The organism is Streptomyces sp. NPDC047117 (assembly GCF_040643545.1).
In the GTDB taxonomy this organism is placed as follows: Bacteria; Actinomycetota; Actinomycetes; order Streptomycetales; family Streptomycetaceae; genus Streptomyces.
In genome coordinates, this window is record NZ_JBEYUN010000003.1 from 59462 (window position 1) to 80655 (window position 21194).

Annotated in this window: 17 protein-coding genes; 13 read left to right on the forward strand and 4 right to left on the reverse strand. The window is 70.2% G+C overall.

Annotation, left to right across the window (positions count from 1 at the left end; genetic code table 11):
• Positions 1-124: 124 nt before the first annotated feature.
• The 3 genes from gap to ABZ840_RS06250 all read left to right on the forward strand — a co-directional run bounded on the left by gap (position 125) and on the right by ABZ840_RS06250 (position 2559).
• Positions 125-1123 (forward strand): type I glyceraldehyde-3-phosphate dehydrogenase, encoded by a 999-nt coding sequence (gene gap / locus ABZ840_RS06240; protein ID WP_361554129.1) that lies wholly within the window; start codon positions 125-127, stop codon positions 1121-1123.
• A gap of 237 nt (positions 1124-1360) precedes the next feature.
• Positions 1361-1996: an SUKH-4 family immunity protein gene (locus tag ABZ840_RS06245; RefSeq protein ID WP_361554132.1), complete on the forward strand. Its 636-nt coding sequence runs from the start codon at positions 1361-1363 to the stop codon at positions 1994-1996.
• 155 nt (positions 1997-2151) lie between these two features.
• Entirely contained in the window at positions 2152-2559 is a 408-nt protein-coding gene (locus tag ABZ840_RS06250) for a hypothetical protein (RefSeq protein ID WP_361554135.1), read from the forward strand.
• 26 nt (positions 2560-2585) lie between these two features.
• Here the strand turns inward: ABZ840_RS06250 and ABZ840_RS06255 are convergent, their stop codons facing one another.
• Entirely contained in the window at positions 2586-3530 is a 945-nt protein-coding gene (locus tag ABZ840_RS06255; protein WP_361554138.1) for a MurR/RpiR family transcriptional regulator, read from the reverse strand.
• Between the two features lie 174 nt (positions 3531-3704).
• Between ABZ840_RS06255 and ABZ840_RS06260 the strand changes: the two genes are divergently transcribed.
• The 3 genes from ABZ840_RS06260 to ABZ840_RS06270 all read left to right on the forward strand — a co-directional run bounded on the left by ABZ840_RS06260 (position 3705) and on the right by ABZ840_RS06270 (position 10518).
• Positions 3705-5096: an MFS transporter gene (locus tag ABZ840_RS06260; protein ID WP_361554141.1), complete on the forward strand. Its 1392-nt coding sequence runs from the start codon at positions 3705-3707 to the stop codon at positions 5094-5096.
• A 148-nt stretch (positions 5097-5244) separates the two neighbouring features.
• Positions 5245-6459, forward strand: coding sequence for an amidohydrolase family protein (locus ABZ840_RS06265; RefSeq protein WP_361554144.1), 1215 nt, complete (start codon positions 5245-5247; stop codon positions 6457-6459).
• A gap of 210 nt (positions 6460-6669) precedes the next feature.
• Positions 6670-10518, forward strand: coding sequence for a bifunctional nitrate reductase/sulfite reductase flavoprotein subunit alpha (locus tag ABZ840_RS06270; protein ID WP_361555359.1), 3849 nt, complete (start codon positions 6670-6672; stop codon positions 10516-10518).
• A 40-nt stretch (positions 10519-10558) separates the two neighbouring features.
• Here ABZ840_RS06270 and ABZ840_RS06275 read toward each other — a convergent pair whose 3' ends face one another.
• Positions 10559-10978, reverse strand: a complete 420-nt coding sequence (locus tag ABZ840_RS06275) for a TOBE domain-containing protein (RefSeq protein ID WP_361554147.1) — start codon at positions 10976-10978, stop codon at positions 10559-10561.
• A 272-nt stretch (positions 10979-11250) separates the two neighbouring features.
• Between ABZ840_RS06275 and ABZ840_RS06280 the strand changes: the two genes are divergently transcribed.
• From ABZ840_RS06280 to ABZ840_RS06295, 4 genes are read left to right on the forward strand one after another with little or no spacing between them, the layout of a single operon-like run.
• Complete coding sequence (locus ABZ840_RS06280; protein WP_361554150.1) at positions 11251-13302, forward strand: carbohydrate binding domain-containing protein; 2052 nt, start codon at positions 11251-11253, stop codon at positions 13300-13302.
• Positions 13303-13343: 41 nt separating this feature from the next.
• Entirely contained in the window at positions 13344-14699 is a 1356-nt protein-coding gene (locus ABZ840_RS06285) for a glycosyltransferase (RefSeq protein ID WP_361554153.1), read from the forward strand.
• The gene (locus ABZ840_RS06290; protein WP_361554156.1) at positions 14696-15751 is read left to right on the forward strand and encodes a UDP-glucuronic acid decarboxylase family protein; all 1056 of its coding nucleotides are present in this window, start codon (positions 14696-14698) and stop codon (positions 15749-15751) included. The genes ABZ840_RS06285 and ABZ840_RS06290 overlap by 4 nt, the downstream gene beginning before the upstream one ends.
• Complete coding sequence (locus tag ABZ840_RS06295) at positions 15748-16719, forward strand: endo-1,4-beta-xylanase (RefSeq protein WP_361554159.1); 972 nt, start codon at positions 15748-15750, stop codon at positions 16717-16719. The genes ABZ840_RS06290 and ABZ840_RS06295 overlap by 4 nt, the downstream gene beginning before the upstream one ends.
• On the opposite strand, the gene ABZ840_RS06300 is transcribed toward ABZ840_RS06295, so the two are convergent.
• A complete protein-coding gene (locus ABZ840_RS06300; protein ID WP_361554162.1) occupies positions 16700-17458 on the reverse strand; it encodes a DUF6071 family protein in 759 nt (252 codons plus the stop codon). The genes ABZ840_RS06295 and ABZ840_RS06300 overlap by 20 nt on opposite strands.
• Positions 17459-17758: 300 nt before the next feature.
• Between ABZ840_RS06300 and ABZ840_RS06305 the strand changes: the two genes are divergently transcribed.
• Together ABZ840_RS06305 and ABZ840_RS06310 are read left to right on the forward strand one after the other, a co-directional pair.
• The gene (locus ABZ840_RS06305; protein WP_361554165.1) at positions 17759-18529 is read left to right on the forward strand and encodes a hypothetical protein; all 771 of its coding nucleotides are present in this window, start codon (positions 17759-17761) and stop codon (positions 18527-18529) included.
• Between the two features lie 3 nt (positions 18530-18532).
• On the forward strand, positions 18533-19261 hold the full coding sequence (locus ABZ840_RS06310) for a GAF and ANTAR domain-containing protein (RefSeq protein WP_361554168.1): 729 nt from the start codon (positions 18533-18535) through the stop codon (positions 19259-19261).
• A gap of 19 nt (positions 19262-19280) precedes the next feature.
• Here the strand turns inward: ABZ840_RS06310 and ABZ840_RS06315 are convergent, their stop codons facing one another.
• Positions 19281-20663, reverse strand: coding sequence for a PAS domain-containing protein (locus ABZ840_RS06315; protein WP_361554171.1), 1383 nt, complete (start codon positions 20661-20663; stop codon positions 19281-19283).
• Positions 20664-20897: 234 nt separating this feature from the next.
• Here ABZ840_RS06315 and ABZ840_RS06320 point away from each other — a divergent pair, with 234 nt between their 5' ends.
• The gene (locus ABZ840_RS06320; protein ID WP_361554174.1) at positions 20898-21182 is read left to right on the forward strand and encodes a hypothetical protein; all 285 of its coding nucleotides are present in this window, start codon (positions 20898-20900) and stop codon (positions 21180-21182) included.
• Positions 21183-21194: the final 12 nt, after the last annotated feature.

Here is a 21194-nt window from a genome sequence, read left to right on the forward strand (position 1 = left end):
GGCACCGCGTAGCAGGATACGTAGCGGGAGACATGGCGGGATCCTTTTGAACCGTGGCGATCCCGCCACTGTCAGCGGCGCCGGACGCGGGCGAGCCTGGTGGGGAAGGGAAGGGACACCACTCATGACTCGCATCGCCATCAACGGATTCGGCCGCATCGGGCGCAATGTGCTGCGCGCACTGCTGGAGCGCGACAGCACCCTTGAGGTTGTCGCCGTCAACGACCTGACGGAGCCCGCCACGCTCGCCCGGCTGCTCGCCTACGACAGCACGGCCGGCCGGCTCGGGCGCCCGGTGACCGTCGACGGGGACGCCCTCGTCGTCGACGGCCGTCGGATCACGGTGCTGGCCGAGCGCGAACCCGCGCAGCTGCCGTGGGCCGAACTCGGCGTCGACATCGTCCTGGAGGCCACCGGCCGCTTCACCTCGGCCAAGGCCGCTCGCGGCCACCTCGACGCGGGCGCGAGGAAGGTACTCGTCAGTGCGCCGTCGGACGGCGCCGACGTCACGCTCGCGTTCGGGGTCAACACCGATGCTTACGACCCGGCCGTGCACACGATCGTCTCGAACGCCTCCTGCACCACCAACGCGCTCGCGCCGCTGGCCAAGGTGCTGGACGACCTCGCCGGTATCGAGCACGGGTTCATGACGACGGTGCACGCCTATACGCAGGAGCAGAACCTGCAGGACGGTCCGCACCGCGATGCCCGTCGTGCCCGGGCCGCCGGCGTCAACATCGTGCCGACCACGACGGGCGCCGCCAAGGCGATCGGCCTGGTGCTGCCGAACCTCGACGGCAAGCTGTCGGGCGACTCGATCCGCGTACCGGTGCCGGTGGGCTCGATCGTCGAACTCAACACGACCGTTGCCCGCGACGTGAGCCGCGACGACGTGCTGGCGGCGTACCGCGATGCAGCGGAGGGGCCGCTCGCCGGCATCCTTGAGTACTCGGACGACCCGCTCGTGTCGTCCGACATCACGGGCAATCCCGCCTCGTCGATCTTTGACTCGGCCCTCACCCGCGTCGACGGCCGCCACGTCAAGGTGGTCGCGTGGTACGACAACGAGTGGGGCTTCTCGAACCGCGTGATCGACACGCTCGAGTTCCTCGCCACCCGCTGACCGGACGCCGGGCTCCCTTTGGGCGCTGTGGTGGACCAGCCGGGCCAACCACAGCGCCCAGTCACGGAAGCGGGTACGCCCGGTTCCGGGAGGATGCGGGACCGGACTGCCGTGGCCGATCAAGGTACTCTTCGAGGGCCCGGGGACCGAGGCCTGGCCAAGCCCCAGCCCCCTCATCGTCCCCGCTCATCGTCCCCGTTCGGCGCCCGTGCCAACGCCGAGTTCGGAGTTCCGGCAGTGCTTTTCGACGTCACCCGCACCGAACTCGCCGACGTTTTCGGCGAGGCCCGGCTCGTGACCCTGCCCGCAACCGCGTTCCCGCCCTCCACGGCGGACACCGAGGGCGCTCGCCTCCTGCAGACCGTCGGCGCCCCCACCGGGACGCTTCTGCTGCGTGAGCCCGAGGAGGACGATGGCCGGCTGCCCCTCGTCCAGGACGTCGTCCACATCGAGGACTTCGAGGACTTCGAGGACGCCCCGCAGGACGCAGGCGAATGGCCCGTCATCGGCTGGCTGCTCAACGCCCACCTCGCCCTCGACCCCGGTTCCGGCAAGGTGCACGCCTTTGACGCCGACGAGGAGACCGTGCAGGAACTCCACACGGACGTCTCCTCTCTCGTCGAGGTCACCCGCCGGTTCCAGCGGCTGCTGGAGGAGTTCACCTTCAGCGGCGACGACGGCGACGACGGCGACGAGGAAGCCGACTTCGAGCGGCTGGAGCGCGAGGTCGAGCGTATCCGTCAGGAGACGAGCAGCATCGACCCGCTTCCCTTCCAGGACGACGACACCGTCTGGTCGGTGGTCGGCGAGGAGATCGCCGCGGGCCAACGCTTCACGGGCACCAGCCCGGGAGCCCGCTCGCTCTACGGGTGACAATTCGGCCGATGCGCAAGCACTGCAACTGATGACGGGGAGGCTCGGTGGAGGTCGCGGCGTTGATCGTGTCGTTGGTGGCGCTCGGCGTGTCAGGAGCGGTGTCCTGGCGGCAGTTACGGCTTTCGCAGCACGCCAACACACTGCCGGTGGTCGTGGATCTGTTTCGGGAGCACCGCACTCTGCGGCTGGGCCGGGCGCGGTCGTTCGTGCACGAGGAGCTGCCCGCCTGCGACCTGTCCCGCGGCTTGGCCGGCCTGCCGGAGGAAGGGCGGGACCTGGTACGTGAACTGGGCTGGTACTACGACAACTTGGGCGCGCTCGTGGTACACGGTGTGGTGCAGGTCGAGCCCGTGTCGGGCTATCTGGGTGGGTCGGTGATCTCGGTGTGGGAGCACGTGGAGCCGCTGGTCGCGGTGGAACGGGCCCGACGCGCGCAGAGCGCTTTGCCGGACCCCAACCGCTGGCTGGAGTACTTCGAGAACCTCTACCACCTCGTCCGCGAGCTGCCCGCTGAACAGGCAAGAGCGCGTACGCAGTTGTGGCGGCTGCCCGCCTCCTGACGCAGTCTGTCTCGCCCCCCACCTCCTCAGACGTCCCCCGCCGGACGTTCGGGTGTCGGCTCCGGCGGGGTCGGGCGGCGGTGGAGGAGGCCGAAGCGGGCCCAGGCTGCTTCGGCCTGTTCGACCGATGCGCTGGTGCGGGCCGGGTCGACCGCGGCGAGCTGGGCGACCAGAGCTTGTACCACTGCCATACCCGCGGTGAGGGAGGGGAAGAAGGCCACGCCCTCGGCCGGCACCATCAGCACGCGCTCGGCCGCCTCGGCCAGGGCCGGGCTCGCCGCGTCGGTGACCGCGAACACCCGGGCCCCCTTGGAGCGCGCCTCGTCGGCGGCGAGGATGGTGCTCTCGTAGAGCCGCCAGAAACTGATGGCGATCAGTACGTCGTCGGCGCGCATCGTCGCCACGGTGTTGGCGAGTTCGGCGTCCCCGTGGGTCACCGACACCACCTCGTACCCGGCGATCCGGGCGTTGTGGGACAGCGCCATGCCCACGGCGGCATAGCTGCCGTCCGCGATCACCACGGTCCGGCGGGCCGCGGCGACGGCCTCGGCGATGGTGCGGATCGCCTCCTCATCGAAACGCCTGTTGAGGAGGGCGAGGCTGTCCAGGTCGCGCCGCAGTGAGGCCGAGGACGGCGCGGCTACGCCGTGGTGTTCCGCCGCCACCTGTGGTGCGCTGAGCGACGACAGGTACCGGGCCCGCAGCTCCTGCTGGAGGGCCGGCCAGCCGGCGAAGCCCAGGGCCTGCGCGGTTCTGGTCACGGTGGCGACATTGACGCCCGCCAGCTGCGCCAGCTCCACGGTCGAGGCGTACGAGGCCCGGCGCGGCTGCGACAACAGCACCTCGACGACCGCGGCGGCCTTGGGACTCAGCCCCCGGTCGGGCATGTGTGCCCGCAGCCAGTCCTCGAAACCGTCCGCGGCCCGGGCCTGCTGCGCGGCGGCGGCTCCGGTGGTCGCCGACTCTGTCACATGACCCTCCCCAGGACTCGGGCTCCACGCTGGCGCGGTCTTCCCAGAGGGGCCCTCAGGGGCCCCAGGGTGACGTGCGCTTCTTCGTAGCCGTGCAAAGAGTATTGCGTATCACAGAAAACGCAGGTTACTTTGCTCGCCGTCTCATCGCTGCTGATCACCGGAAGGTGTGGCATGTCGCTGCTGGCACGACTGGACTGGCTCCCGCTGAGCCGCCCGCACTACTACCTGCTGTTGATCGGCGGCCTGGGCTACACCTTCGACGGCATGGACTCGGCCGTGGTCGCCTTCCTGCTCCCGAGCGCGCAGGCGGCCTGGAGTCTGGACAACGGCCAGCTCGGGCTGATCGGCTCGGCGGCCCCCTTCGGGTTCCTGTTCGGCGCGGTGGCCGCCGGACTGCTCGGCGACCGGATCGGCCGCAAGAAGGTGATGATGTACGCCCTGGCCTTCTACGTGGCGTTCTCCGCCGTCGCCGCGGTCGCACCGACGTACGAGATCTTCCTGCCCGCCCGGGTGCTCGCAGGCGCAGGAGCGGGCGCGGAGAGCGCGATCATCGCCCCGTTCCTGTCCGAGTTCGTTCCTGCGAACCGACGCGGATGGTTCGTCGGCGCGCTGGCCGGGTTCTTCTCCTTCGGCTTCGTCGCCGCCGCACTGCTCGGACGGTTCGTCGTCCCCACCGTGCCCGAGGGGTGGCGGGTTGCGCAGCTCATCACCGCGTTGCCGATCGTGATGCTGCTGTGGTGGCGCCGGTCCCTGCCCGAGTCACCCCGGTTCCTGGTCGCCAACGGCCGTCACACCGAGGCCGAGGGAATCGTCGCCGATCTGGAACGACGGGTCGAAGCAGCCACCGGCCGGCCGCTGCCCCCGGTGGCCGAGGCCGTGGCCGGGCCCGCAACGGTCACGCCCAAGGTCAACCTGCTCAGCGCGCTGAAATTCCTGTGGAGCCCGGCGATGGCCCGTCGTACGGCGATCATCTGGCTGATCTGGTTCGTGGTCACGTTCTCGTACTACGGATTCTTCTCCTGGATCCCCACACTGCTCGTGCAGCGTGGGATCACCGTGACCAAGAGCTTCGAGTTCTCGATCATCATCTACCTGGCCCAGGTGCCCGGCTACTTCTCGGCCGCGTGGCTGTCCGAACGGCTGGACCGCAAGAACACCATCGCGCTCTACCTGGCAGGCTCGGCCCTCAGCGCCTTCTGGCTGAGCCAGATGGACGACCCCGTAATGATCACGCTGGCCGGCGCGGTGCTGTCGTTCTTCCTCAACGGCACCTACGCGGGCGTGTACTCCTACACCCCCGAGGTCTTCCCGACCTGGATCCGGGCCAGCGGCACCGGCCTGTCCAGCGCCTTCGGGCGGATCGGCAGCATCCTCGCCCCGACCCTCATCGGTCTGTCCGCCGCGTCCCTCGGCTTCGCCGGCGTGTTCGGCCTGACCACCGCTGTGCTCGTACTCGGGGTGGTGTGCGTGGTCGTCTTCGGCCTGTCCACGGCCGGCCGGTCGCTGGAGGACCTCACCGAGGGCGGCGAACCCACCGCGACGGCGAAGGACATGGTGAAGTGAGGTCCCGTCAACTCGCCATGACAGCAAGCGAAATGCCGTGCTCCTCGGGCAGCTACGACGAAGCATCCGATTCCGTCGCGCCCTGCATGCGGGCTCCACTCGTGGTGCCTGCCCCGCGCGCCCTTGTCGACCAGGCTGGAGGCCGGACATGACCGATTCCCTGCTGCTGCGCAACGCCACACTGCTCGATGTCGTCAGCGGTGAGTACACCGAGGGCGACCTCCGCTGCGCCGACGGGCAGATCGTGGAGACGGGGGCAGGGCTGAAGGCGCCCGGTGCCCGGACCCTCGATCTGGGCGGGGCGGTGGTCATGCCCGGCCTGATCGACGCCCACGTGCACGTCACCGCACTCACCGCGGGTCTGGGCCAGCTGCCCTCCCTGTCGCCGACTTACGTGGCCGCGCACAGCGCACGGATCATGGGGCAGATGCTGGACCGCGGCTTCACCACGCTCCGGGATGCCTCCGGCGCCGACTACGGCCTGGCCGACGCACAGGCCGAGGGCCTCATCCGCGGACCCCGACTGCTGTTCTGCGGAAGGGCGTTGAGCCAGACCGGCGGGCACGGTGACGTACGGGGCCGCGGTACGCACCGGAGCGATGACCACCCCTGCTGCGCGGGGCTCGGCCGGGTCGCCGACGGCGTCGACGCGGTACGGGCCGCCGCACGCGACGAGCTTCGCAAGGGCGCCCACCACATCAAGGTGATGGCCTCCGGCGGCGTCGCCTCGCCCACCGACCGCATCGACTCCACCCAGTACTCCGACGACGAACTGCGGGCCATCGTCGAAGAGGCACGGGCCGCCAACCGCTACGTGGCCGCCCATGCCTACACCGCGCGCGCCATCAACCGCGCCCTGGAGGCAGGCATCCGGTCCATCGAGCACGGCAACCTGCTCGACGACCGCAGTGTGGAACTGTTCTTGGCGCATGACGCGTACCTGGTACCGACGCTGGTCACGTACTGGGCGCTGAAGGAGGAGGGCCGGGAGCACGGACTGCCGGAGTCCAACTGGCGCAAGGTGGACGAGGTGCTGGGCGCCGGCCTCGCCGCCCTGGAGCGTGCCGCGCGGGGCGGGGTGAACCTGGTCTACGGCACTGACCTGCTCGGCGGCATGCACCGACACCAGAACGAGGAGTTCCGGCTGCGCGCACAGGTGCAGGACCCGATCGACGTCATCCGGGCGGCCACGGCGAACGCGGCCGAACTCGTCAACATGACCGGCCGGGTCGGGACCCTCGAAGCGGGAGCCCACGCCGACCTCCTCGTACTCGACGGCGACCCGCTGACCGACATCGGCGTCCTGGCCGACCCCAAGCACATCCGCCACGTCGTGCAGGGCGGCGAGGTGGTCACGGGGTGACTGACCCGGGGACCCGGAGCCCGGGGAGGGGAGAGGGACGGGCACCGTCGTGTCGAGTGCCTGTGCGGCGGCCTTGAACGTTTCTTGATCGGGTGTGGAGAGGCCCATGTGATGCTCGGTCCGACGGTCACCAGGAGTGACATCGGGCCGAGCAGAGCAAGGGAGGCGCCCGTGGCCACGCCGGGTTCGCGGAGTGAGGGCACGACGACGGTGCGGACGGTCTGCTCGTACTGCGGGGTGGGCTGCGGCATGGTCCTCGAAGTCGGCCGGGGACCGGACGGGCGGCGTACGGTCCTGAGGGCGACCGGGGACAAGGAGCATCCGGCGAACTTCGGCCGGCTGTGCACCAAGGGCGCGACCACCGCCGACATGCTCGCCGCATCGGGGCGGCTGGCCACGGCCCTCGTCCGGCCGGACCGCGGGAAGGAGCCGCAGCCCGCGCCGGTGGCGGTCGCCGTCGCCGAGACCGCCCGCCGGCTGCGGGCGATCGTCGACGAACACGGCCCCGACGCCGTCGCCTTGTACGTCTCCGGGCAGCTGGGCCTGGAGGCGCAGTACCTGGCGAACAAGCTGGCCAAGGGCTTCCTGGGGACCAACCGGATCGAGTCCAACTCCCGGCTGTGCATGGCAAGTGCCGGTACCGGTTACAAGCTGTCGCTGGGCGCGGACGGGCCGCCCGGCTCGTACGAGGACTTCGACCGGGCCGACGTGTTCTTCGTCATCGGGTCCAACATGGCCGACTGCCACCCCATCCTCTTCCTGCGGATGATGGACCGGGTGAAGTCGGCGGGCGCCAAGCTGATCGTCGTCGACCCGCGGCGGACTGCCACCGCAGCCAAGGCCGACCTGTTCCTGCAGATCAAGCCGGGTACCGATCTCGCACTGCTCAACGGACTGCTGCACCTGCTGCACGCCAACGGTGACACCGACGCCGACTTCATCGCCGCGCACACCGAGGGCTGGGAGGCGATGCCCGCCTTCCTCGCCGACTACCCGCCCGCCACCGTCGCCGGGATCACCGGCATCGCGGAGGACGACCTCCGCCGGGCGGCGCGCCTGATCGGAGCGGCCGGGGAGTGGATGAGCTGCTGGACGATGGGCCTCAACCAGTCCACGCACGGCACCTGGAACACCAACGCGCTGGTGAACCTCCATCTCGCGACCGGCAGGATTTGCCGTCCCGGCAGCGGGCCCTTCTCCCTCACCGGCCAGCCCAACGCCATGGGCGGCCGGGAGATGGGGTACATGGGGCCGGGGCTGCCCGGACAGCGGTCGGTGCTCGCCGACGCGGACCGCGCTTTCGTCGAGGAACTGTGGGAGCTGGCGCCGGGCACACTGCGGGCCGACGGCGTGGGACGGGGCACCGTCGAGATGTTCCAGCAGCTGGCCGACGGCGACATCAAAGCCTGCTGGATCATCTGCACCAACCCGGTCGCCTCCGTCGCCAACCGCAAGACGGTCATCGAGGGCCTGGAGACAGCCGAACTCGTCATCACTCAGGACGCGTTCGCCGAGACGGAGACCAACGCGTACGCCGATGTCGTCCTGCCCGCCGCGTTATGGACCGAGTCCGAGAGCGTCCTGATCAACAGCGAGCGCAACCTCACCCTCGCCCGGCCGGCCGTCGATCCGCCCGGCGAGGCGATGGCCGACTGGCAGATCATCGCCGCTGTGGCCCGCGCGATGGGGTACGAGAAGGGTTTCGCGTACGACAGCGCCGAGGAGGTCTTCGAGGAGATCAAGCGCGCCTGGAACCCGGCGACCGGCTGGGACCTGCGCGGCGTGAGCTACGAGCGGCTGCGCGCCACACCGGTGCAGTGGCCGGCGGCGAGTCCGGAGGGGCCCGACCGCAACCCGGTCCGGTACGTCGGTGCGGACGGCTCGCCGGCCTTCCCGACCGAGAGCGGCAGGGCGGTCTTCTACGCGCGCCCGCACCTCCCGGCGGCGGAGTTGCCCGACGACGACTATCCGTACGTGCTGAACACCGGCCGTTCACCGCACCAGTGGCACACACTGACCAAGACGGGCAAGGTGGCCAAGCTGAACAGGCTCGATCCGGGCCCGTTCGTGGAGGTGCACCCGCAGGACGCGGCCGGGCTCGGGCTGGCCGAGGGCGATTCGGTGGAGGTCGCCTCACGGCGCGGACGGGCCGTGCTGCCCGTGGTGGTCACCGACCGGGTACGGCCGGGCTGCTGCTTCGCACCGATCCACTGGAACGACCTGTTCGGGGAGTATCTGAGCGTCAACGCGGTGACCAGCGACGCCGTCGACCCACTGTCCTTCCAGCCCGAACTGAAGGTGTGTGCGGTGTCGCTGGCCAGGGTGGCCACCCCGGTGACGGTGCGGGCACCGGCCCGGGTGGGTGCGGGGACGGAGAGAAGGGAGCCGGCCGCCGTGCCGCCACCGGCGGACGCCCCGCGCCGGCAGGTCGTGATCCTGTGGGCGTCGCAGACCGGCAATGCGGAGAAGTTCGCGATCAACGCGGCCGACCGGCTCACCGCGGCCGGCCATTCCGCCGCCCTGCTGTCCATGGCGGAGGCCGATCCCACCACGCTCCCGCCCGGGGCCGACCTGCTGCTGGTCACGAGCACCTTCGGCGACGGCGAAGCTCCGGACAACGGTGTTGTGTTCTGGGACGCTCTCGCCGCGCCCGACGCACCGCGCCTGACGGGCAACCGCTACGCGGTCCTGGCCTTCGGCGACTCCTCCTACGACGACTTCTGCGGCCACGGCCGCCGCCTGGACGCTCGTATGGCGGAACTGGGCGCGGTACGGCTGGCCACGCGCACCGACTGCGAACCGGACGCCGAGAGCGCGGCCGATGCCTGGCTCGACGGGGTACTCGACGCGTTGAACGCGTTGCGGGAGACTCGGCCGCCGGTGTCCGGGGCGGAAGTAGCACCTTCCGGTCTGCTGGCCTACCACCCGGGCGGTCTCCGCCCGGCCCTTGTCACCGCTCGCCTCGCCGGCAACCGCCTGCTGAGCCTGCCCGGTGCGGGCAAGGAAGTGCGGCGCTTCACCTTCGACACCCGGGACAGTGACACCCCGCTGGTCTACGAAGCAGGGGACGCGCTGGCGGTGCACCCCCGCAACCGGTCGGAACTCGTGACGGAGTGGCTGGCCGTCACCGGGCTGGACGCGGACGCGACCGTCGAGGTCAAGAGCGTCGGAGACGTGCCCTTCGCCGAGGCGCTGCTGCGGCATGTCGACATCACCCGCATCACGCCCGACCTGCTGCGCTTCGCGGCGGACCGGGTCCGCGACCCACGCGAGCTGCGGAAGCTGCTGCGGCCCGACAACAAGGGCGAGCTGGCGCGGTGGTCCTGGGGACGACAGGCCGTCGACGTCGTCGCCGAGTCAGGTGTCAGGGCCACCGCACAGGAGTGGGCCGACGTGCTGGGGCGGCTGCAGCCGCGCCTGTACTCCATATCCTCCAGCCCGCTCACCGGCCCCCACCTGGTGTCGCTGACGGTCTCCGTCGTCCGCTACGAGAACTTGAGCGGCGCCTCCCGCCACGGCGTGTGTTCGCCCTTCCTCGCCGATGCCGAGCGCGGCGCCCCGGTGCCGGTCAGTGTGCGCCGGGCGCCGCACTTCAGCCCGCCTGCCGACCCCGACACACCGGCAGTGATGGTGGGCCCCGGCACCGGCATAGCACCCTTCATCGGCTTCCTGGAGGAGCGCCGGGCCCGCGGCCATCGCGCCCCGAACTGGTTGTTCTTCGGCGAGCAGCACCGTGCGACGGACTTCTACTACGAGCAGGAGCTGAGCGCGTTCCTCGCCGAGGGCACCCTCACCCGCCTGGACACCGCCTTTTCGCGGGACGAGCGCGCCAAGGTCTACGTCCAGGACCGGATGCGCGAAGACGGTCCGCTGCTGTGGTCCTGGCTGTGCGACGGCGCGCACTTCTACGTCTGCGGCGACGCCTCCCGCATGGCCAAGGACGTCGACCGGGCCCTGCGGGAGGTCGCCGCAGTCCATGGCGGCCTGACGGAGGCCGAGGCGGCGGCGTACGTCAGACAGCTCGCCGCCGACAAACGCTACGTACGGGACGTGTACTGACCACTGTCCCCTCTGGCGCGCCCGCGGCTTCTCCGCCGCGTCACCCGGCGGAGAGCGAGACCTCCGTCGACTTGAACAGGACGGTGACGGCGGAGCCCTGGGTGAGGGAGAGGTCGGTGACCGCGTCCTTGGTGATCGCCGCGGTCAGTTCGGCGCTGCCGACCGAGACCCTGACCGAGGCCATGGCGGCGCCGGTCGCGATCTCGCGTACGGTGCCGGACAGCCGGTTGCGGATGGACAGGCCTTCCACCGGGCCGGTGGCCAGTGCGACCTCCGTGGCCTTGACGAGGGTGTGCACCGCGGCGCCTTCGGCGAGACCGAGGTCCTTCACGGCGTCGAGGGTGATGGCGGCGGTGATGTCCTGGCCGCCGTCGAGGCGCACCCTGACCGTGGCCATGGCTTCGCCCGGAGTGACGGAGGTGACGGTGCCGGGGAGCTGATTGCGGATGCTCAGGCTCATGACGGGACGCCTCGCAGAGTGTGGAGATTTGTCTGTCTTTGGGTCGCTACGTGGTCACCATAGCCCTGCGAAGGTGTTCCTCCGCTCTGCGGCGCCGCTCGATCTGCCGCCGTGCGAATCGGCCACAGCAGATCGGCCGATCGGCGCCTCACCCACTTCAGGGGGCTCACCTACCGTTTGGGGCGTGCTCGAACTCCCCATCTGTGGGGCTACGTTCGGGTGCTGCGGTGCTGTTCTGCGGGCACCGGCCGATGACCTGGGAAGGTAGCCTCATGGCCCACCGCCGTGGTGTGTATTTTCTGGCGAACGACGGGTTCCTGGACTACGCCACCGCGTTCCTCAACAGCTTCCGGCGCTTCAATCCGACGCTTCCGCTGTGCCTCATTCCCTTCGCCGACGACATCGGCGCACTGCACTCACTGCAGTCGAGCCATGACTTCTCGGTGCTGGAGAATCGCGAGGTACTCGCGGCGTGCGACACGGTCGGTACGGCCATCCGTGGGACGCCCCGTGGACACTTCAGGAAACTGGCCATGTGGGAAGGGCCGTTCGACGAGTTCGCCTACTTCGACTCCGACACCGTCGTCCTGCACAGCGCCGACTTCGTCTTCGGCCTCCTCGCCGACTACGGTTTCCTCACCGCCCACGGCAACGACCCCACGACACGCCGGTTCGTATGGAACGACTCGATCGAGGACACCGCCAGGCTGACCGAGGAGCAGATCTCCTTCGCCGGCGCCACCGGCTTCCTCGCCTCCCGCAAGGAGTGCCTGTCGCTCGCGGACATCGTCGAGCGGCTGCCGGAAATACGTGAGCTCGTGCCGCACATGTGTCCCGGCCTCAACGACCAGCCGGTGCTCAACTACCTCATGGTGACGTCCGGTTATCGCTTCAGCAGCCTCAGCGGTCTGGTGTGGGCCGGAGCGACGGACCTGCCGCTGGAGTGGTGGGGCGGCCATCCGGTCGGAGCCACCGAAGACGGGCACGTGGCCTGGCCGGACGACCGGCATCCCTTCTTCGTGCACTGGTCCGGTTCGCTGAAGCAGGCGGCCGCCCCCCTCGTCAACCGCGCACTGTGGGAGGCCTACCGCGATGGGGCCATGCCGGGTCTCCCCGCAGCACCTCCGGATGCTCCCGCTGCATCTACCGCCGCAGCGCCGGTAGCCGCCGACGCGCCGATGACCTGTTCCTTCGAGGACGGCACGACGCAGGGCTGGTCCTGCCGCGTCGGCAGCGCGCGCGTGGCGGTCAGCGACACCTTCGCGCACAGCGGAGCCCACAGCCTCCTGTGCGACAGCCGCACCGAGCCCTGGGAAGGCCCCCGGCTGGCGCTCCCCGCCCCACCGACACCCGGCTCCGCCTACACCTTCCGGCTGTGGGCCCGGCTCGCCCCCGGCGTGGCACCCGCCGCGCTCAAGCTCACCATCGAGCGGCACAACTCCGGCACCGTCCGGTACGACACCGTCGTCCCGGACACTCCGGTCACGGCGGGTGCTTGGACCCGGCTCAGCGGCACCTACACCCTCACGCACGAGGCCACCCGGCTCATCCTCTACGCCGAAACGGTCCACGGCACCGCGCCCTTCCACATCGACGACTTCACCATGACCGTGTCCGGTCCCGCGACCGTCTCCGCAGGCCATGCGAGCCCGTACGGCCTGACCAGCGTGGCCGACGGCGAACTGATCAGGACCGTGCTGCTCAACGCCGCCGCGCTCGGGGACGGGCAACCTCTGCGGGTCCTGGAGTGGGGCTCGGGGCGCAGCACCCTGGCCCTCCCGCAGCTGCTCGCCGACGTCGGTGTGCCGTGCCACTGGACCAGCCTGGAACACCACCGCGGCTACTTCGACACCGAGCTGCTCCCGCACCTGGCAGCCAGGCCCGGGGTCTCCGTGCGGTACATGGACGAGGGGACGGCCACCGCCGACGAGACCGACGACATCCGTACCCACGACATCCGTAGCCACGACATTCGCATCGACGTGGTGTGCTGGGACAGGGGGCCGGTGCACCCGCACTTCGGCATCAGCCACCACGCGGACCGCGACGCCGACCTCGACGACTACGTCGACCATCCCGCCAAGGTCTCCAGGGGCCCGGGGGAGTACGACGTCGTTCTGGTGGACGGGCGCAAGCGCCGTCGCTGCCTGCTGGCCGCCCGGCAGCTCCTCGGCGACCGGACGGCCGTCCTGCTCCACGACGCAGGCCGCCCGTACTACCACTGCGCGTTGAAGACGTACCCCGCCGGCCGGTTCATCGGAGACGAGCTGTGGATCGGTGCCAAGGACCAGCAGCTGCTGACCGAACTGCTGCGCCGTCGGTAGCCACGCCATGAGCCGAACCCACCCCCGCCATGGAGCCACCCTTGAGCGTCACCGTCGCCATCCCGACCACTCTCGAACGCCCCACGGTGCGTACCACCGTCGAGTCCGCGCTGGCCGCCGCGACGGCGTGCGGCCCGCATGCCGAGGTACTGGTCGTGGTCAACGGCACGCCACCGTCCCCCGACCCGCTGGCCCACCTCGGCGCCCCTCAGGTACGCGTGGTCCGGTTGGCCCGGCGCAGCGCGCCCGCCGCACGTAACGCCGCCCTGAGCGCGGCGCGCCACGACACCGTGCTCTTCACCGACGACGACTGCCGGCTGCCGGCCACCTGGTGTACGGATCTCGCCACGGCGCTGGTCGCTCCGGGAGAAGTCGCCGTGGCCGCCCCGGTCCGCGCCGAAGGGCCGGGCCCGTTGCTCGCGTACATGAACTACCAGCGTCTCTTCGACGCGCCGCCGGACGGTGCGGGCGGCGCCGGGTACCTGGTGACGGCCAACTGCGGCGTGCGGCGCGACCGGCTCCCGCTCGGCATGCGCTTCGACGACGCGAACTTCAACAACGCCGCCGAGGACGCCGACTTCGGCATCAGGCTGCGCGCCGCCGGACGCACCATACGGTGGCTGGCCGGGGCGCCGCCGGTCGCCCACCGGCTCTCCGGTGCCGTGGAGGAGATCTCCCACAGGTGGCTCCGTTACGGCCGGGCCCACGTCCGCCTGTACACCCGCAAGCGGCACCCCGGTACGGCGCTCGGCGGCGTACGTCGCTGGTACGCGGCCATGTGCGACGAGCCCGAGCGGATCCACCGCTGCTTCAGCGAGCTGTCCGACCCCGCTCTGCGCGAGGCGTTCACGACGTACGACCTGATTCTGAGCGCCTCCTTCCTCATCGGTTACCTCGAAGAGCTCGGCAACGAGTGGGGCCGCCCCCTGATCACGGTGGACCACGACAAACTCACCGCGGGGTGGGAGCGGGCGGCGATGCCGCAGGAGGCCCTGGTCTCCTCCGCGGCCTGTTCCACGCCGGACGTGGTGCCGGACTACCACCGGTTCGGTGTCGCCCCGGGAGAGCGGCTCCGGGTGCCCGAGTGGTACGGCGACCTCCTGCGGAACCACGCAAGCCTTCGTCGCCACGGCGACGACGAGAGTGACGGAGCCGGCAACGACACGGCGTACGAACGTGACCTCGCCGCCTTCATGCGCTCCCCGTACCTCGCCACCACACCCGCCCCCACCGCCGAGGAGCTGCACCGGGCCTGGACCGCCTGCCCCGGCGGTGTGCCGCTGGATACGGACGAGGCCGACGCGGTGCTGCGCGGAGCCGGACAGTGCTTTCGGGAAGGGGGCCGCGTCTTGGAGGCGTACCTGTTGGAGCGTCGGCTTCCCGGGAACCGGGCATGAGCCGCCGCAGTACGGCGGTCGTCGCCGGCGGGGCCGGCTTCGTGGGCTCCCACCTGTGCCGGCGCCTGCTCGACGCGGGACACGAGGTCATCTGCCTCGACAACCTTCTCACCGGCGACCTCCGCAACATCTCCGGGCTGGAGGGACGCGGCCCGTTCCGTTTTCACTGGCACGACATCACCCACAGCACCGTGCTTCCCGGAGCCGTCGACGTGGTCTTCCACCTCGCCTCACCCGCCTCCCCCCTCGACTACCTCCGCCATCCCCTCGCCACCCTCGCCACCGGTTCCACCGGTACGGACAACCTCCTGCACCTCGCCCGGGAGAAGTCCGCCCGCTTCGTTCTCGCATCGACATCCGAGGTCTACGGCGATCCGCTCGTCCACCCGCAGCCCGAGACGTACTGGGGCAACGTCAACCCCATCGGCCCGCGCAGCGTCTACGACGAGGCCAAACGCTTCGCGGAGGCGCTGACGGAAGCCCACCGCCGCACCTGCGGAACCAGCACCGGCATCGCCCGCATCTTCAACACCTACGGGCCGCGTATGCGATCCGCCGACGGCCGCGCCGTGCCTGCCTTCGTCACCCAGGCGTTGCGCGGCGACCCGGTCACCGTCGCGGGCGACGGCCTGCAGACCCGTTCCCTCTGCTATGTCGACGACCTTGTCGAGGGGCTCCTGCGGCTGTCCGCCGCGGCGACTCCCGGCCCGGTCAACCTGGGCAATCCGTACGAGATCTCCATGCTCGACCTCGCCACACGGGTGGTCCGGATGACGGGCTCGGCCTCACCCATCGTGTTCACCGAACGCCCTCAGGACGACCCGTCGCTGCGCCGCCCCGACATCACCCGGGCGCGGCAGGAACTCGGCTGGAAGCCGACGACCGGCCTGACGGCGGGGCTGCTCCGCACCATCTCCTGGTTCCGTTCGGCAGCATCGACATCGACATCGACATCGACATCGACATCGACATCGGCGTCCGGATCCGATTCCGGGTCCGGGTCCGGGTCCGAGGCCGGGTCCACCGCAGCGTCCGCGTCGGCCCTGTCTTGACCCTCCGCGACCTTGCCGCCCGGCACGGCCTCGGCCTCGGCGCCGCCCTCACCGAGCGGGGCCTCGCCGTACCGCGCTACCGGGAGCTCGCGGCAACGGAGTTCAGCAGCGTCACACCCGAGAACGCCATGAAGTGGGACCATGTGGAGCGGGAGCGGCACACCCGCACCTGGGACGGGGCCGACGCCATCGCCCGCTTCGCCGTACAGCACGGCCAAGAGCTGCGCGGCCACCCACTGGTCTGGCACGACCAGCTGCCGCACTGGCTCACCGAAGGCCACTTCACACCGGCCGAACTCACCGCCCTCCTCCGTACGCACGTCACCACCCTCACCCGACGCTACGCGGGCACCGTCACCGCCTGGGACGTCGTCAACGAACCCGTCGAGGACGACGGCTCCCCGCGCCGCACTCTCTGGCACGAGGCGCTCGGACCCGACTACATCGCCCACGCATTGGCCTGGGCGCACGTCACGGACCCCGAAGCCCGGCTCTACATCAACGAGTTCAACGCCTTGGAGGAAGGCCCCAAGGCCAAGGGCCTTCACGACCTCGCCGCCTCTCTCCTCAACCGGGGCATCCCCCTGCACGGCATCGGCTTCCAGTGCCATCTGCTCCTGGGGCAGAAAATGCCCGACCTGGCCCGCACGCTCAACCGGTTTGCCGAACTCGGCCTGGAGGTCGCCGTCACCGAACTCAGTGTGCGTATGCTGCCACCGGTCACCCCAGCGAAGCTGGCGGCACAGGCCGCAACCTACCGAGCCGTCGTCGAGGAATGCCTCGCCGTGCCGGCCTGCACCGGCCTCACCGTCTGGGGCATCGGTGACGCGGACTCCTGGGTGCCGCAAGGCAGCCGCAGCCCCTACGGAACCCCCACCCTGTACGACGACGCCTACCGCCCCAAGCCCGCCCGCGAGGCCATGGCCCGGGCACTGGGAGCAGCGGCGATCACAGCGTGCGGTCGCTAGGTCCGCGCGCTGCCGACACGGGGAAGAGCGGGCGCTCCGGCCGCGTGTCCGGCGGCGTCGCCGTGAGCCAGGCGGCGAGCTGCCGGGCGAACCACGCGTGTCCTTCGGCCAGCGGGTGCCCGTCGTCGGCGCGGGGGAGTCCCTCCACTGCCTCGTCGAACGATGTGCCGGGCCGCGGCGGCAGGCCGCCCAGCACGGTGTCCGCCGGCAACTGTTCGGCGAACTCCGCCGCGATGTCCGGAACCGGGCCGCTGAAGGGGAACGTGAAGACGTACCGCCGGTGGTAACCACGCTCGCGGAGATAGTGGTCGAACAGGACCCAGTCCAGAAGGAATTCCGCGATCGCGCCCTCCTCCGACCAGAGATGGTCGAAGAAGGCGTCGGTGGGCTGATGCGCCCCGCGGCGCCACATGCCCATGCGGTGCCAGCCCCGGTCGGTCGCATGGTCGCGCTGGTCCACACGTTCCGTCGCCGAGTAGTAATCGTGACGGCGGAATTCCGTCCAGGCGATGACGATCAGCACCTCGGGCGGGGTCAGCCCCCGCTCGATGCGCAACGCGTCGAGCCGGCGCACCGTGCTCCGGACGGTACGCCGGTTCGGCGAGGCGAACCGGGCGAGGTTGACGTGGTCGATGCCGAGCATTCCGGCAAGGACCACCGGCCACGTCTCGCGCGACGGGTCGTCCAGCCCCACGCCCTGGGTGTAGCTGTCGCCGTTGGCGACGATGAGGCGGATCACGGCATCCTCCCGGGAAGACCAGACGGTCGTGGGGCGGGCCGCCGCACCGGTGTGCAGGCTTGTCAACGCAACGCTCACAGCGATGAATTGGGGTCCGCCGCCGCAGATGGTGTCACGGAGCGGGGTGCGCGTACGACGGTGTGACAGGCCGCCACCGCGAAATCGCGTCAAGGAGCGGCGCCGGTGCGTGCCGTCGCTTCGCTGATCGACCCGGAGCCGTTTTGTTCGCAATTGATGCGACGCCACCGTTGTGTCTTCCCCCTTGCTTTTCGCATCCTGCTGGCAGGCAGCGTAGGACTGGTGAAGGGTCGCTGCGTCGTGATCGGTGTCGTCATCTGCAGGTTGGTGGAAGCGCTGGCACACAGCGACGAGGACACTCTTGCGCCGCAGTGGGCGGGGCAGGCGGCCGAGGCTCTGGAGCTGGACGGAGTGGCCGCGACGCTGGTTGTCGACAGTGCGGAGCTGGTGTGGTTCAGCGACGAGGTCAGCGAGCAGCTGGAGAACGCCCAGTTCACGCTGGGGGAGGGGCCAGGGCTCGACGCGGCGCGTGACGGTGCGATGTGCCTGCTGGCCGATGTCCGGGAGACGCCCGGCGAACGGTGGACGGCCTTTCTGCCGGCCATCGCCGGACTCCCGGTACGTGCCATGTTCGCGTTCCCCCTTCGTCTGGGCGCGATACGGGTAGGCGCCTTCACCGGCTACCGCGCCACGCCAGGCATGATCAGCCGGGAGCTCGTCGACGACGCACTGATCCTCTGCGATGCCCTGACCGAGTTCGTCCTCCGTCTGCACCTGAGCCATCCCGAGCCCGGCGTGGCGGACACCCGGCCGGGCCCGGCCGGACTCATGGCCCTGCACCGGGCCGAGGTGCACCAGGCCACCGGCATGGTCGCCACCGTGCTGGACATCTCCATGCCCGCCGCCCTGGCCCGGCTGCGAGCCGAGGCGTTCGCAGCGAACCGCGACATCAACGACATCGCCCATGCCGTGATCCACCACGAGCTGCGGCTGTCCGCCCACAGCGGCCCGGAGGGCGGCAAAACGAATCCCGAAGCGTCCTCACCGGAGTAAGACGTGAGCACTGACCGTGAACAACGATTGGCGGAGACCTTCATCCGGCTCTCTGACACGTTGTCCGACGACTTCGACCTGGTCGAGTTCTTCCAGACGCTGACCGACCGGTGTGTGGAGCTCCTCGACATCGCCAGCGCCGTCCTGTTCCTCACCCGCCCCAGCGACGACTTCCTGCACCCGTGCGCCTGGACCCCCGTACCACCGCACAAGGCGGACCTCCTGGTCACCGCCGCCACCGACAGCCCGATGACTCGCGCTCACCACACCGCGGAGACCGTACTCGCCGTCGACCTTGCCCGTGTTTCCGGGCCGCAGTCCGACTTCGCGAACGAGGCCAGAAAAGCGGGCTACACCCATGCCGCCGCCCTGCCACTGCGTCTGCGCGAGCGTGCGCTGGGGGCTCTGCTCACCCTCCACACCAGGGAGCCGGCCGGGAAGGAACTGCGCCTGGCGCGGGCGCTCACCGACCAAGCGGCCGTCGGACTGGTCCACCGCCATCGGTTCGAGGCCGAGACCACCCTCAACAGTCAGCTGTACACCGCCCTGCACAGCCGTGTCCTCATCGAGCAGGCCAAGGGCGTCCTCAGCGTCCATCTGCACTGCTCGATACCCGAAGCATTCGAAGCCATCCGCCGCCACGCCCGCAGCAGCCGCCGCCCCCTGACCGCCGTCGCCGCCGACGTGATCGACAGGGGCCTGCGACCCCGTAGAAACTTCACCGACGCGTAAAACCGCCTGGGACGACCGTTCACGAGCGGTTCCCGGGGCCGCCCGGGAGGTACCGGACGAGGGCCGCGCGGGCGACGTCGGCGAGGGGTAGCCGCCTGGCCTGGGCTGTGGCCCGCAGCAGCACCGCCGCGTCGCGCACGCTGACGCCCCGGACCGCCGCCATGACGCCGATCGCGGTGTTGATGTCGTCGGCATCCGTGGTGGCCCGGAGTTCCTCGGCGATCTCAGTGTCCAGGTCGGCGAGCAGTACGACGGCGGCGATCTCGGCGAATGTCTCCGCATGAGTGGGCGGGCCCGTGGGTTCGGTGTGACCCTTGCGGTAGAGGGTGAGCGTGCCGAGGGAGGCGGACGTCGAGCGCAGGGGGTACGCGAAGACCGCTGTGACGCCGGCGCTGCACGCGGCGTCGGTGAACAGAGGCCACGAAGAGCCGAGCAGCTCCAGGTCGGCCACCAGGACGGGTTGGCCGGTCTCGAACGCGGTCAACGACGGACTTTCGTCGGTCACCCACTGGATCTCCTCGACGCGCTGCGCGAAGAAGGAACTGAAGGCGAGGTGGAACGGCACCGGGCCCCTGCCGTGCAGGGTGATCGCCGCGGCGTCGATGGTGGGCAGTTCCCGCACAGCTGCGGAGCACACCGCCGCCGCGCAGTTCCTGGGTGATCCTTGGCGAGCGGTGTGGACGATCCGGTGCCATAACGCGTCACGAGACGCGGTGCCGTGCGACGGACCACCGGGCGTGTGGTGCGAGGGGGTGCCGGCGGCGTGATGTGCCGAGGCGTCGGAGACATCGTCCGATGATTCGTGGGAGACGCCGGGCGGCAGGTCACTGCGTACGCCGCCGGACACGCCGCCGGATGCCGCATGCGGGGCCTTCAGGGCGGTGACGGTCCCCTCGTAGTGGGCGATGGCCGGCATGGCGCGCCGCAGCACCGCCGGCGGCTGCCGAGTGCCGTCCCACAGATCGGTTTCGTGGCGCCGGCGCAGGGTGTCGTGCGCGGCGGTGATGTCCTCGACATGGTGCAGCGCCCCGATGACGTTCCCGTCGGGATCCGTAAGCGGTGAATTGACAGGGCTCCACGTCTTGACGCGGAACGTGCCCGGACGGTCGCGGTCGGGGATGTCGTAGCGCTGCACCCCCATCTCGTCCGGAGTGCCGTAGCGCATTACCCGTTCCAAAGAGGCGTTGAGGTTGCGTACGCCGGTCGCGTTGATGTCCTCGGGGTTGTCCGGGAACGCGTCGAACATGAACGCACCGATCAGCTCGTCGCGCGATCGCCCGGTGGCACGCAGGTAGGCCGAATTGACGCCCTGGATGTGCAGGTTCCTGTCGAGCACCAAGTACGGGGCCGCGGTCGCCTCGAATTCCTGACTCTCGCACACTGTCCGGAGCAGCGGATGCACGGTTCTCACCTCGCCAGATCACTTGTAGTCCGCGGGTACCCTGCCCTCGGCCGAGGACGCGTGACAAGACATTGGCTCTCTTATGGACAGCGCGAGCGGCGGCACACTCGCCGTCATGGCTCCGCCAGTCGGGTGCTGAGCTGCGCGCCCTCGTCGTTCCGGGGCTCATTACGGCTATCAAGAAGGTGACACTTTCCGGTGGCGCAGCGATACGCCCGGACGACGAGGAGAGCAGTGACGGAGTGGAGCTCGTGGACAACGACCGGGGTGATCGCCGGACCGGGTGGTGTCGCCACGGTGGAAAACGGTGCCGTTACCGGCGACGTCACCGTGCACACCACCTGGTCCGCCGATGACGGTCTCGCGCTGGTCGCGGTGCAGTACTCCGGGGCCTCGGACTGGTTCACGATGGCCGGCGGACCTGCCCACTGCTCCTCGGAGGCCGAGTCCCGGGAGCTCCACCAGGCGGCCGTCGAGGCGGCGCGCGCAGGAGGCGGGGCTACGGTTCCTACGACGTGAGCGCCTTTCTGT